A 12,869-nucleotide genomic window follows, 5' to 3' on the forward strand; every position below is an offset into this window, starting at 1 on the left:
CATACAAAAAAGGCCGCAAAAGCGGCCTTTTTAAACTAACTAAACTTATCGCTTGTCAGTTGATACGTAGTCACGTTGAGTGTAGCCAGTATACATTTGGCGAGGACGGCTGATCTTATGACCTGGTTGAGATAGCATTTCATCCCAGTGAGAGATCCAACCAACAGTACGTGCCATTGCAAAGATCACAGTGAACATGCTTGTTGGAATACCAATCGCTTTTAAGATAATACCTGAGTAGAAGTCTACGTTAGGGTAAAGTTTCTTCTCTACAAAGTACGGATCCTCTAGAGCAATTTGCTCAAGCTTCATAGCAATATCTAGAAGTGGATCTTGGATGTTAAGCTCCGCAAGTACTTCGTGACACGTTTGACGCATAACTGTAGCGCGTGGATCGAAGTTTTTGTAAACTCGGTGACCAAAGCCCATAAGACGGAACGGATCAGACTTATCTTTAGCTTTTGCTACGTATTCATCGATACGATCTACAGAGCCAATTTCTTCTAGCATGTTTAAACATGCTTCGTTAGCGCCGCCGTGTGCAGGCCCCCAAAGAGAAGCGATACCAGCTGCAATACACGCGTAAGGGTTAGCGCCTGAAGAGCCTGCTAAACGTACTGTTGACGTTGATGCGTTTTGCTCATGATCAGCATGAAGCATGAAGATTTTATCCATCGCTTTAGCTATTACAGGGTTAACTTTGTATTCTTCAGCCGGTACAGAGAACATCATGTTTAAGAAGTTTTCTGAGTAGCTTAAGTCGTTGCGGGGGTAAACAAACGGTTGACCAATGTTGGTTTTGTAAGCCATAGCTGCAATAGTTGGTAATTTAGCAACAAGTTTAATTGCGCTTGTTTTACGCTGGCTTGCATCAGTAATATCAAGATCTTCATGGTAGAAAGAAGATAATGCACCTACAACGCCACATAACATTGCCATTGGGTGAGCGTCGAAACGGAAACCTTGGAAAAAGTTGGCGATTTTTTGGTCAAGCATAGTGTTATGCGTGATTTCTTTAGCAAACGCGTCGTATTGCTCTTTGCTTGGCAATTCGCCGTTCAAAAGTAAGTAACATAGCTCAATGTAGTTTGAGTCTTCTGCTAATTGCTCAATTGGGTAACCACGGTGTAGCAAAACACCTTTACCACCGTCTATGTAGGTGATTGCAGATTCACAAGAACCAGTCGACATGAAACCTGGGTCATAAGTAAAGTGACCATGTGAACCTAACGTACGTACGTCAATCACATCTTGGCCAGCAGTGCCTTGATAAATTGGAAGTTCGATTGGATCTAGCCCATCAATTTGGACTGTGGCTTTTTTATCCGCCATCTATGTATCTCCTATTAAGATATCTATTCTGATTTTTAGATTTTTAGATTTTTAAAGTTCTGAAATCTTGTTTTAAGCACATTTTCACATTTTAACGTGAAAGAGGGGGCTAAAGTCAATTTTTATAAACATTATGCATATATGTATAATAAATATTCGGTATGAATTAAATATTATACTATCGGCTAATTCGCAAACGTCTCTAACTAAACAAGAATTGTAAAACAACCTCTGGGTATATATACTATCGGAGGTTTTAAACCGCTTTGTATTTAGGTAAACATATTTTTACAGCGTAATTTTTGCAGATTTGTGAACTTTTGCTGTATTGACACGTTTACTTTGATAGTTCCACCAGAAATTTTGGTGGGTTTTTAGAAAAACAAGTAGATGAGCTCCAATGTGAGCAAGATGGGCAAGTAACTGTGAAAAAGCAAAGACCTGTAAATCTAGATCTAACAACTATATCTATGCCGGCAACGGCTAAAGCATCAATTTTTCACCGCGTCACCGGTGTTGCATTATTTTTTGCTTTAACGTTTGTCATTTGGGCTTGGTCTGAGTCTCTTTCTTCAGCTGAAAGTTTTGAATTCGTCAAGGGTCTGTTTAGCGGACTCATTGCCAAATTCATAGCTTGGGGCACACTTTCTGTATTGGGTTATCACCTTATTGGTGGTATCCGTCACATCATTATGGATATGGGCCACTGGGAAGAACTTGAATCAGGTAACCTTAGCGCTAAAATTGCAATGGCACTTGGCGTTGTATTTGCCGTACTGGCAGGGGTGTGGATATGGTCTTAAATCAAGCAACTCTTAAACGTGATGGTGTACAAGATTTTGTATCTTTACGCACCACGGCACTAGTAATCACCGCATACGCGATTTTTATTATCGGCTATTTTTTAGCAACGCCAGAAGTCACTTTCGAAGCCTGGACAGGCCTATTCTCTAATCTTGCCATGAAGGGTTTTACACTTATTACCCTTGTGTGCATGATGGTTCATACCCGCATTGGCCTTTGGCAGGTTTTAACAGACTACGTTAAAAACGCTAAGCTACGCGCTGTTTTAGGCTTTGTATTAAACCTGATGGCCGTTGCTTACGTAGCTATTGGTCTAATCGTTTTATGGGGTGTTTAAGTGAAATATTCTGTTCGTGAATTTGATGCCGTTGTAATTGGTGCTGGTGGTGCTGGTATGCGTGCCGCCCTTGCCATTACTGAGTCTGGCAAAACGTGTGCATTAATCTCTAAAGTATTTCCAACGCGCTCACACACTGTATCTGCTCAAGGCGGTATTACAGTAGCGCTAGGTAATTCGCACGAAGATAACTGGGAATGGCATATGTACGATACCGTTAAAGGTTCCGATTTTATCGGTGACCAAGACGCTATTGAATACATGTGTCAAACTGGCCCAGAAGCTATTACTGAATTAGAAAACATGGGTCTACCATTTTCTCGTTTTGAAAATGGCCGTGTATACCAACGTCCTTTCGGTGGTCAATCGAAAAACTTTGGTGGTGAACAAGCTGCACGTACCGCAGCAGCTGCTGACCGTACTGGTCACGCATTATTACACCTTTTATATCAACAAAACGTTAAAAACCAAACTAATGTGTTTTCCGAATGGTATGCATTAGATTTAGTTAAAAACGACAATGGTGATGTAGTAGGTTGTACAGCAATTGAAATTGAAACAGGTGAAATCACTTTCTTCAAATCAAAAGCGGTTGTACTTGCAACTGGCGGTGCCGGTCGTATTTTCGCATCAACAACCAACGCTCACATTAATACAGGTGACGGTGTTGGTATGGCAGCCCGTGCAGGCGTTGCTATGCAAGATATGGAAATGTGGCAATTTCACCCAACGGGTATTGCAGGCGCGGGTACATTGGTAACAGAGGGTTGTCGTGGTGAAGGTGGTTATCTTTTAAATAAAGATGGCGAACGTTTCATGGAGCGTTATGCACCAAACGCTAAAGACTTAGCGTCTCGTGACGTTGTTGCACGCTCAATGATGACCGAAATCCGTGAAGGCCGTGGCTGTGATGGTCCATGGGGTCCACACATTAAGCTAAAACTTGACCACTTAGGTGAAGAGACACTTAATCTACGCCTACCAGGTGTATGTGATCTTGCGAAAACATTTGCTCACGTTGACCCAGCCAAAGAGCCAATTCCAGTTATCCCAACTTGTCACTACATGATGGGTGGTGTACCTACAAACGTAAATGGTCAAGCGCTACAAATCGATGCAAACGGCAACGAAAAAGTAGTTGAAGGCTTATTTGCAGTAGGTGAAATTGCGTGTGTATCTGTACACGGTGCAAACCGCTTAGGCGGTAACTCATTACTGGACTTAGTTGTATTTGGTCGTGCAGCAGGTAACTTCCTTGGTAAATACTTGAACGAAGTAGAAATAACCAAAGCACCATCAGACTCTGATATCGATGCATCTCTTGCACGCTTTAACCGTTGGGAAAATTCAACGGCGGGTCAAGGTGAAGATCCAGTACAAATCAAAAAAGACCTACAGCAATGTATGCAACTTAATTTCTCGGTTTTCCGTGAAGGTGAGTCTATGGCATCAGGTCTTAAAGAGCTTAAAGAAATTCGCGAACGTCTGCAGCACGCACGTCTTGATGACAAGTCATCAGACTTCAACACGCAGCGTATCGAATGTCTTGAACTGGACAACTTAATGGAAACAGCCTACTCAACTGCAGTAGCTGCAAACTTCCGTACTGAAAGCCGTGGTGCACATTCTCGCTTTGATTACCCAGATCGTGATGACGAAAACTGGCTATGTCACTCAGTTTACAATCCGGTAACGGATGAAATGAGCAAGCGTGAAGTTAACTACGCGCCTAAGACGCGTGAAGCGTTCCCACCTAAAGCACGTACCTACTAGGAGCGAGACGATGGCACAAGTACAATTTTCAGTTTATCGTTACAATCCGGATGTTGATAACGCACCTCGTATGCAAGAATACACTTTGCAAACAGAGGAAGGTCAGGACATGATGGTTTTGGATGCACTTTTATTATTGAAAGAGCAAGATCCAACATTATCATTCCGTCGCTCATGTCGTGAAGGCGTGTGTGGATCTGACGGTGTTAACATGAATGGTAAAAATGGTTTGGCATGTATTACTCCGTTATCTACGCTACAAAAAGGTGGCAAGGGTACTATTGTAATTCGTCCTCTACCAGGTTTACCTGTGGTACGTGACCTTGTTATTGACATGAGTCAGTTCTACACTCAATACGAAAAAGTTAAGCCTTATTTAATTAACGATCAGCCAGCTGCTGGCGAGCGTCTTCAATCAATTGAAGATCGTGATAAATTAGATGGGCTGTATGAGTGTATTTTATGTGCATGTTGTTCTACATCGTGTCCTTCGTTCTGGTGGAATCCAGACAAGTTCATTGGTCCAGCAGGCCTTCTTCATGCTTACCGTTTCTTGGCTGATAGCCGCGACACGGCAACTGAAGAGCGTTTAGCAGACTTAGACGATGCGTTCAGTGTGTTCCGTTGCCACAGTATCATGAACTGTGTTAGCGTTTGTCCTAAGGGTCTTAACCCGACTAAAGCAATTGGACAAATCAAATCTATGTTATTAAACCGCGCGGTTTAATCACTTAGTAAGGTAAGATGGCTAATATTTTTATTAGCCATCTTGTTATGACAACTATTAATTTCTGCGCTAAAGAAAAGGGCTTATAAATGCACGAAGGTGTGATGAAGGCATGGCTAGAATCTTCACATTTAAACGGCGGCAACGTTGCTTATGTAGAAGAGCTTTATGAAGCGTATTTAGATGATGCGACTTCTGTGCCAGAAGAATGGCGAGAAGTGTTCGAACAATTACCAAAAGTAGATGGTGTGGATGTTGAAGTAAAGCATTCAGAAGTTCGTTCACAATTTGCGGCGCTTGCTAAAAACAAGCATAGAGAGGTAGTGGTAGCAGAGGGTAGTGGCGGTGACCTTAAACAGGTTAAAGTACTACAACTTATTAATGCTTTCCGCTTTCGAGGACACCAAAATGCTAACCTAGACCCACTAGGCATTTGGCAACGAGAGCGTGTTCGAGATTTAGAGCTAGAATACCACGACTTATCTGAAGCTGATTTTGACCGTGAATTTAACGTAGGATCGTTTGCCGTAGGCCGCGATACTATGCCTTTAGGTGAACTATACCAGGCACTTAAAACCACATATTGTGGTTCTATAGGTGCTGAGTATATGCACATCACATCAACAGAAGAAAAACGTTGGTTACAACAACGTTTAGAGTCTGTTCAATCACGACCGACTTTTTCAAAAGAAGAAAAATTGCGAATCCTTAAAGGGTTAACAGCAGCGGATGGTCTTGAAAAATATTTAGGTGCTAAGTTCCCTGGTGCAAAGCGTTTCTCACTCGAAGGTGGTGATGCATTAGTACCGATGCTTAAAGAACTTATTCACCGTGCTGGCGAAAGCGGGCAAAAAGAAGCTGTTATTGGTATGGCGCACCGTGGTCGCTTAAACGTACTAGTAAATGTGTTAGGTAAAAATCCATCTGAGTTATTCGATGAGTTTGCTGGTAAACACAATGACACGTTAGGCTCTGGTGATGTTAAATACCACATGGGTTACTCGTCTGACTTTGCAACCAAAGGTGGCAATGTTCATATGGCGCTTGCATTTAACCCGTCTCACTTAGAAATCGTTAATCCTGTGGTTATGGGCTCAGTAAGAGCACGTTTAGACCGTTTAGGTGATACCTCAGGTAGCAAAGCATTACCTATTACCATTCACGGTGACTCAGCAATAACGGGACAAGGTGTTGTACAAGAAACATTTAATTTGTCACAAACAAATGCTTTCTCATGTGGTGGTAGTATCCGCATTGTTGTAAATAACCAAGTTGGTTTTACAACGTCAAAACAAGACGACGTGCGTTCTACAGATTACTGTACTGACATTGCTAAAATGGTTCAGTCACCAATCTTCCATGTTAACTCTGATGACCCTGAAGCCGTTGCATTTGTGACACAACTTGCACTTGACTTTAGAAACCAGTTTAAACGTGACGTAGTAATTGATTTAGTATGTTATCGCCGTCACGGCCATAACGAAGCTGATGAGCCTAATGCAACACAGCCTCTTATGTACCAAAAAATCAAAAAGCACGCTGTGCCGCGCCTGATTTACGCAGATCAATTAATGTCTGAAGGCTCTTTTACTGAAAGTGAAGTAAAAGCGCTTGCCGATGAGTACCGAAGTGGCTTAGATGACGGGAATTGTGTTGTTGAAGAAATTCAGCCTGAAACTTCACACTCGTCTGATTGGGCGAAGTATGTAGGACACGAGTGGAATGTTGACTACGACGCAAGCGTACCAGTAGACAAGCTAAAAGCACTTGGCGAACAAGTTGCGCAGTTCCCTGAAGAATATAAAGCACAGTCTCGTGTTAAAAAGATTTACGATGACCGTAAACTTATGGCAAGTGGTGAAAAACCACTCGATTGGGGTATGGCAGAAACATTAGCATACGCAACAATTGCCTCTGAAGGTACTGATATCCGTTTAACAGGACAAGACTCTGGCCGTGGTACTTTTTTCCACCGTCATGCAGTGGTACATAGTCAGGCAGATGGTTCGACGTATTTGCCACTTCAGCACTTAAGTGAAGAACAAGGCACTTTTGAAGTATACGATTCGGTATTATCAGAAGAAGCCGTGCTTGCATTCGAATACGGTTACGCCACCGCTGAACCTACTTCATTAGTTCTTTGGGAAGCGCAATTTGGTGACTTCGCAAATGGCGCACAAGTAGTATTTGACCAGTTCTTAAGTTCAGGTGAGCAAAAGTGGGGCCGTTTATGTGGCTTAACATGTTTGCTTCCGCATGGATATGAAGGGCAAGGCCCAGAGCATAGTTCGGCGCGTTTAGAACGTTTTTTACAGCTTTGTGCTGATCACAATATGCAAGTGTGTGTTCCTTCTACACCAGCGCAAGTTTACGCTATGTTACGTCGTCAATCAGTTAGACCGCTGCGTCGTCCATTGATTGTAATGACACCAAAATCTCTACTACGTCATCCTCTTGCTGTATCTTCACTTGAGGAACTTTCAGAAGGGGTATTCCATAATATGATCGATGAAATCGATGATATTAACCCAGAGAAAGTAGAACGCGTGGTATTTTGTAGTGGTAAAGTATACTACGAGCTATTACAAGAGCGTCGCAAGCTTGAGCAAGACAACATTGCTATTGTACGTGTAGAGCAACTTTACCCGTTCCCGCATGCAGAAATGGACAGTATCATGGAGCGTTACCAACACGTAACTGATTTTGTTTGGTGTCAAGAAGAACCACAAAATCAAGGGGCGTGGTATTGTTCTCAACATCACTTTATTGATGCAATTCCACAAGGTGCTAAATTAACTTACGCAGGTCGTAAGGCGTCAGCATCGCCAGCATGTGGTTACATGTCAGTACATACTAAAGAACAACAAGCGCTCGTTGCAGACGCGCTTACTATACAAAATAAAGGATAAGCAATGAGCACAGAGATTAAAGTTCCTGTTCTTCCTGAGTCGGTTGCAGACGCTACCGTTGCTACATGGCATGTAAGTGTAGGCGACAAGGTTAGCCGTGATCAAAACTTAGTAGACATCGAAACAGATAAAGTAGTTTTAGAAGTTGTAGCACCAAATGATGGTGTTATTACTGAAATATCGCAAGAAGAAGGTGCAACGGTACTTGGCGACCAAGTTATCGGTTTACTTGGTGATGCTGATGCAGCACCAGCAAGTGATAGTAAACCGGCTAAAGAACAAGCCGCACCTGAAAAATCAGAAGACGCGCCTGCGGCGCAATCAGCTCCAGCATCAGAAGGTAAAGAAGTGGACATTAAAGTACCTGTACTTCCAGAATCAGTTGCAGACGCAACAATTGCTACATGGCATGTACAACCAGGTGAAGCGGTAACTCGCGACCAAAACTTGGTAGATATTGAAACTGATAAAGTTGTTCTTGAAGTAGTAGCTCAAGAAGACGGTATCATGGGCGAGCAACTAAACGCTGAAGGCGATACTGTACTTGGTGAACAAGTAATTGGTAACGTAAAAGCGGGCGGCGCGCCAGCAGCACCTGCATCTAAAGCAGAAGAAGCGCCGGCTGCAAGTGAGTCTAACGATAGCTCAGATGTATTAACGCCGTCTGTACGTCGTTTAATCGCTGAAAAAGGCCTTGATGCGTCTAAGATCAAAGGTACAGGTAAAAATGGCCGTGTAACTAAAGAAGACGTTGACACTTTCTTGAAAGCACCTGCTCCTGCAGCTAAGCAAGCAGACACATCAGCACCTGCTGCACCTATGGGTGACCGTACACAAAAACGTGTACCAATGACACGCTTACGTAAAACCATTGCTAATCGTTTATTAGAAGCGAAAAACTCAACAGCAATGTTAACAACGTTCAACGAAGTAAACATGAAACCTATCATGGACCTTCGTAAACAATACCAAGAAGTATTTGAAAAACGTCATGGTATTCGTCTAGGTTTCATGTCTTTCTACGTGAAAGCAGTAACTGAAGCACTTAAGCGTTTCCCTGAAGTAAATGCATCAATTGATGGCGATGATATTGTTTATCACAATTACTTTGATATCAGCATCGCTGTATCTACACCACGTGGTTTAGTTACACCAGTACTGAAAGATTGTGACAAACTATCTGTTGCTGAAATCGAAAAAGGTATCCGTGAATTAGCGCTTAAAGGCCGTGACGGTAAATTAACCCTTGACGATATGACAGGCGGTAACTTTACCATCACTAATGGTGGTGTATTTGGTTCGTTACTTTCTACACCGATTATTAACTTACCTCAGTCATCTATTTTAGGTATGCACAAAATCCAAGAGCGCCCTATGGCCGTAAATGGTAAAGTTGAAATCCTACCTATGATGTACTTGGCACTGTCTTACGATCACCGCCAAATCGATGGTAAAGAGTCGGTTGGTTTCTTAGTGACTATTAAAGAGTTACTTGAAGATCCAACGCGTTTATTACTAGATATTTAATCTAGTTGTATGAAATATAAGCTGTGAATGACAATTCACAGCTTTTTTTTTGCGCCTTTGGTCTTACTGGGGTTTTCATGTTAAGCCTTGGGATCTATACTAGGTGCGCAATTTGGGATAGCTGTTTATTTGCATAAATATTCAGCTCTTTTAGTATAAAAAATTGGATAAAGCATCATGAATTTGCATGAGTATCAGGCAAAACAACTTTTTGCCGAATATGGTTTACCAGTTTCTCAAGGTTTCGCATGCGATACCCCTGAAGAAGCTGCAGCAGCTGCTGAAAAAATTGGCGGCGATATGTGGGTTGTTAAAACACAGGTTCACGCAGGTGGCCGTGGTAAAGCTGGCGGTGTTAAGCTAGTTAAAACAATCGACGAAGTAAAAGAATTTGCTGCTAATTGGTTAGGTAAAAACTTAGTTACTTACCAAACAGACGAAAATGGTCAGCCTGTTGCTAAAATTTTAGTAGAAAGCTGTACAGATATCGCTAACGAATTGTACTTAGGTGCAGTTGTTGACCGTGCATCACGCAAAGTTGTTTTCATGGCCTCTACTGAAGGCGGTGTTGAAATTGAAACTGTTGCTGAAGAAACTCCAGAGCTTATCCACAAAGCTGAGATTGACCCACTAGTGGGCCCTCAAGCTTACCAAGCACGTGAGTTAGGCTTTAAACTAGGTCTTAATCCTACACAAATGAAACAGTTCGTTAAGATCTTTATGGGTCTTGGCAACATGTTCAACGATTTTGATTTCGCACTTCTTGAAATCAACCCGCTAGTAATTACAGATGAAGGTAACCTTCACTGTCTTGACGGCAAAATCGGTATCGATGGTAATGCACTATACCGTCAGCCTAAGATCCGTGATATGCACGATCCATCTCAAGAAGATGCGCGTGAAGCTCACGCAGCAAGCTTCGAGCTTAACTACGTTGCACTAGACGGTAACGTTGGTTGTATGGTTAACGGTGCAGGCCTTGCAATGGGTACTATGGACATCGTAAACCTTCATGGCGGCAAGCCAGCTAACTTCCTAGATGTTGGCGGCGGCGCAACTAAAGAGCGTGTTTCTGAAGCATTCAAAATCATCCTTTCTGACGATAATGTAAAAGCTGTTTTAGTTAACATCTTTGGTGGTATCGTACGTTGTGACATGATTGCTGAAGGTATCATTGGCGCAGTTAAAGAAGTAGGTGTAAACGTGCCTGTAGTTGTACGTTTAGAAGGTACTAACGCTGAATTAGGTCGTGACGTTCTTAAGAACTCTGGTCTAGATATCATCGCTGCTGAATCACTAACAGACGCTGCTGAGAAAGTTGTAGCTGCTGCGGAGGGCAAATAATGTCTGTATTAATCAATAAAGATACAAAAGTTATCTGTCAAGGTTTCACTGGTGGTCAAGGTACTTTCCACTCTGAGCAAGCGCTTGAGTACGGTACACAAATGGTTGGTGGTGTAAGCCCAGGTAAAGGCGGTCAAACGCACCTTGGTCTTCCAGTATTCAACACTGTACGTGATGCAGTTGAAGCAACAGGTGCAACAGCGTCAGTTATCTACGTACCAGCACCTTTCTGTAAAGATGCAATCTTAGAAGCTATCGATGCTGGCATCGAGCTAATTGTTTGTATCACTGAAGGTATCCCAACACTAGACATGGTTGACGTTAAAGTTAAGCTAGATAACTCTGGTGTTCGTATGATTGGTCCTAACTGTCCAGGTGTTATTACTCCGGGCGAGACTAAGATTGGTATCATGCCTGGTCATATCCACAAACCTGGTAAAGTAGGTATTGTTTCTCGCTCTGGTACTTTAACGTACGAAGCAGTTAAACAAACTACAGACGCTGGTTTTGGTCAGTCTACGTGTGTTGGTATTGGTGGTGATCCAATCCCAGGTACTAACTTTATCGACGTTTTAGAAATGTTCGAAAAAGATCCACAAACTGAAGCAATCGTGATGATTGGTGAAATCGGTGGTACTGCAGAAGAAGAAGCTGCAGAGTACATTAAAGCTAACGTAACTAAGCCTGTAGTTTCTTACATTGCGGGTGTAACTGCACCTGAAGGTAAGCGTATGGGTCACGCTGGCGCAATCATCGCAGGCGGTAAAGGTACTGCTGATGAAAAATTTGCTGCATTAGAAGCGGCTGGCGTACAAACTGTACGTTCACTTGCTGATATCGGTAAAGCACTTAAAGAGAAAACAGGCTGGTAATCAGTTTGCTTACTCTTTTAAAAAAGGCTCGCATTTGCGAGCCTTTTTAATTTCAGTTACTTAATATGGGTAGCTTATATGTTGAAAAAAACGTACCGACAAATCTTGCCTTTCTTTATTTATAGCCAATGTTGAACACATTGCATGTATCGCTTTTTCTACTTGGTTCATAAAACGTCCATACCCCATTTCGAGGTTGTGTTTATCAGTCGCAACTATTACAAAATGCAATGACTCAACCATTTTTTCAGCATCAAAATACACATGGATTTGATTGGCTTCTTCACTCATATCAAAACTTATTTTTTGTAACTCTGCATTTCCTTCGTTTCTGTCAATTTGACTATTTCGTACTATGGGCCTTGCTCCATTAGCTACCATAGCACCATGAGATAACTCATATTTTTGACAACATACTTTGAAAGATTGTTCAAAGTGGTTATAAAACTCGGCGTAATTTCCTTGATTAATAAGGCTTTGAAATTGAGTTTTGATACCCCGTGACACTTCAATTGAAAATGTTGCATAAGTCATTTGTGCATGCTCTACAGGGAGTTTACATTGCCGTGCTAAATAACGCGGGTATAGGCTTCTTAGTTTATAACCGTAGCTTTCATTCCAGCCTTTATTTTTAGCAAATAAATCATAGGTTAAGTGTTGATGATCGCGAAGCTTAAACTGGGGTTGTCCAGAAAATAAATGTGCTTGTAGATTATCTAGCACTTTTTGCACTTTACAATGAAATTGAGCCGAGCTTGAGCGTAAATCATCGCCCGTTGCTAAAAATAATAACCGTATCTTTTTACTTTTATAAGCTGGTGTGTAATGTAATTTATGTGATTCATGGTAGCGTGGGTTGTAAAAAAACAGCATTTGTTTTGCTGTTTCTAATTGATAAGACTCATCATGGAATCGTACAACAGGTAATTTGTCGTTAGCGAGCAAGTGAACATTATGCAGTTCGTATTCATCACAGCTTGCAAATAACTGCTTTGCAATACGGTTATAGCAGCTATCTATATCAGAAAAACTCGCATAAAAATTTTCAGTAGGGCTAATTTCAGCGAGTAGGTAGTGATTAGCGCGTGCATTAGTGGGTATATATACTCTGTGTTGTGTAGAACTTGCCATCTTTGAATCCTTCTTAGAAGCTTAATTTCAGCTACTATAAATGGCTTTGATGACTCAAATATTGCGCTAAAACAATTTTTAGTAATAAACTGATGCATCATAACGTCATTTAC

10 protein-coding genes are annotated in these 12,869 nt (G+C 41.8%); 8 read left to right on the plus strand and 2 right to left on the minus strand.

The annotated features are described in order from the left end of the window. Nucleotides 1–45: 45 nt before the first annotated feature. A complete protein-coding gene (locus AABI99_RS01180; protein WP_338362745.1) occupies nucleotides 46–1,332 on the minus strand; it encodes a citrate synthase in 1,287 nt (428 codons plus the stop codon). A 425-nt stretch (nucleotides 1,333–1,757) separates the two neighbouring features. Between AABI99_RS01180 and sdhC the strand changes: the two genes are divergently transcribed. The 8 genes from sdhC (at nucleotide 1,758) to sucD (ending at nucleotide 11,625) form a co-directional block, all read left to right on the plus strand. Then, nucleotides 1,758–2,135 (plus strand): succinate dehydrogenase, cytochrome b556 subunit, encoded by a 378-nt coding sequence (gene sdhC / locus AABI99_RS01185; RefSeq protein ID WP_338362747.1) that lies wholly within the window; start codon nucleotides 1,758–1,760, stop codon nucleotides 2,133–2,135. After that, entirely contained in the window at nucleotides 2,126–2,473 is a 348-nt protein-coding gene (gene sdhD / locus AABI99_RS01190; protein ID WP_004586684.1) for a succinate dehydrogenase, hydrophobic membrane anchor protein, read from the plus strand. Before sdhC ends, sdhD begins: the two co-directional genes overlap by 10 nt. After that, nucleotides 2,474–4,246 (plus strand): succinate dehydrogenase flavoprotein subunit, encoded by a 1,773-nt coding sequence (gene sdhA, locus AABI99_RS01195; protein ID WP_338362754.1) that lies wholly within the window; start codon nucleotides 2,474–2,476, stop codon nucleotides 4,244–4,246. A gap of 10 nt (nucleotides 4,247–4,256) precedes the next feature. Continuing rightward, nucleotides 4,257–4,973 (plus strand): succinate dehydrogenase iron-sulfur subunit, encoded by a 717-nt coding sequence (locus AABI99_RS01200; RefSeq protein ID WP_338362755.1) that lies wholly within the window; start codon nucleotides 4,257–4,259, stop codon nucleotides 4,971–4,973. Nucleotides 4,974–5,062: 89 nt separating this feature from the next. After that, on the plus strand, nucleotides 5,063–7,882 hold the full coding sequence (gene sucA, locus AABI99_RS01205) for a 2-oxoglutarate dehydrogenase E1 component (RefSeq protein ID WP_338362756.1): 2,820 nt from the start codon (nucleotides 5,063–5,065) through the stop codon (nucleotides 7,880–7,882). Nucleotides 7,883–7,885: 3 nt separating this feature from the next. Continuing rightward, a complete protein-coding gene (odhB, locus tag AABI99_RS01210) occupies nucleotides 7,886–9,409 on the plus strand; it encodes a 2-oxoglutarate dehydrogenase complex dihydrolipoyllysine-residue succinyltransferase (RefSeq protein WP_338362758.1) in 1,524 nt (507 codons plus the stop codon). 177 nt (nucleotides 9,410–9,586) lie between these two features. Continuing rightward, nucleotides 9,587–10,753, plus strand: a complete 1,167-nt coding sequence (gene sucC / locus AABI99_RS01215; protein WP_338362759.1) for an ADP-forming succinate--CoA ligase subunit beta — start codon at nucleotides 9,587–9,589, stop codon at nucleotides 10,751–10,753. Beyond that, nucleotides 10,753–11,625: a succinate--CoA ligase subunit alpha gene (gene sucD, locus AABI99_RS01220; RefSeq protein WP_338362760.1), complete on the plus strand. Its 873-nt coding sequence runs from the start codon at nucleotides 10,753–10,755 to the stop codon at nucleotides 11,623–11,625. Before sucC ends, sucD begins: the two co-directional genes overlap by 1 nt. Nucleotides 11,626–11,685: 60 nt before the next feature. Here the strand turns inward: sucD and AABI99_RS01225 are convergent, their stop codons facing one another. Then, a complete protein-coding gene (locus AABI99_RS01225; protein WP_338362761.1) occupies nucleotides 11,686–12,756 on the minus strand; it encodes a DUF3083 family protein in 1,071 nt (356 codons plus the stop codon). Between the last annotated feature and the right edge of the window lie 113 nt (nucleotides 12,757–12,869).

It is taken from the genome of uncultured Pseudoalteromonas sp. (genome assembly GCF_963922945.1).
GTDB lineage: Bacteria > Pseudomonadota > Gammaproteobacteria > Enterobacterales > Alteromonadaceae > Pseudoalteromonas.

Coding starts and splice junctions, on each gene's coding strand:
- AABI99_RS01180 (WP_338362745.1), bottom strand. CDS start 1,332: ATGGCGGATAAAAAAGCCACAGTCCAAATTGATGGGCTAGATCCAATC.
- sdhD (WP_004586684.1), top strand. CDS start 2,126: ATGGTCTTAAATCAAGCAACTCTTAAACGTGATGGTGTACAAGATTTT.
- AABI99_RS01200 (WP_338362755.1), top strand. CDS start 4,257: ATGGCACAAGTACAATTTTCAGTTTATCGTTACAATCCGGATGTTGAT.
- sucA (WP_338362756.1), top strand. CDS start 5,063: ATGCACGAAGGTGTGATGAAGGCATGGCTAGAATCTTCACATTTAAAC.
- odhB (WP_338362758.1), top strand. CDS start 7,886: ATGAGCACAGAGATTAAAGTTCCTGTTCTTCCTGAGTCGGTTGCAGAC.
- sucC (WP_338362759.1), top strand. CDS start 9,587: ATGAATTTGCATGAGTATCAGGCAAAACAACTTTTTGCCGAATATGGT.
- sucD (WP_338362760.1), top strand. CDS start 10,753: ATGTCTGTATTAATCAATAAAGATACAAAAGTTATCTGTCAAGGTTTC.
- AABI99_RS01225 (WP_338362761.1), bottom strand. CDS start 12,756: ATGGCAAGTTCTACACAACACAGAGTATATATACCCACTAATGCACGC.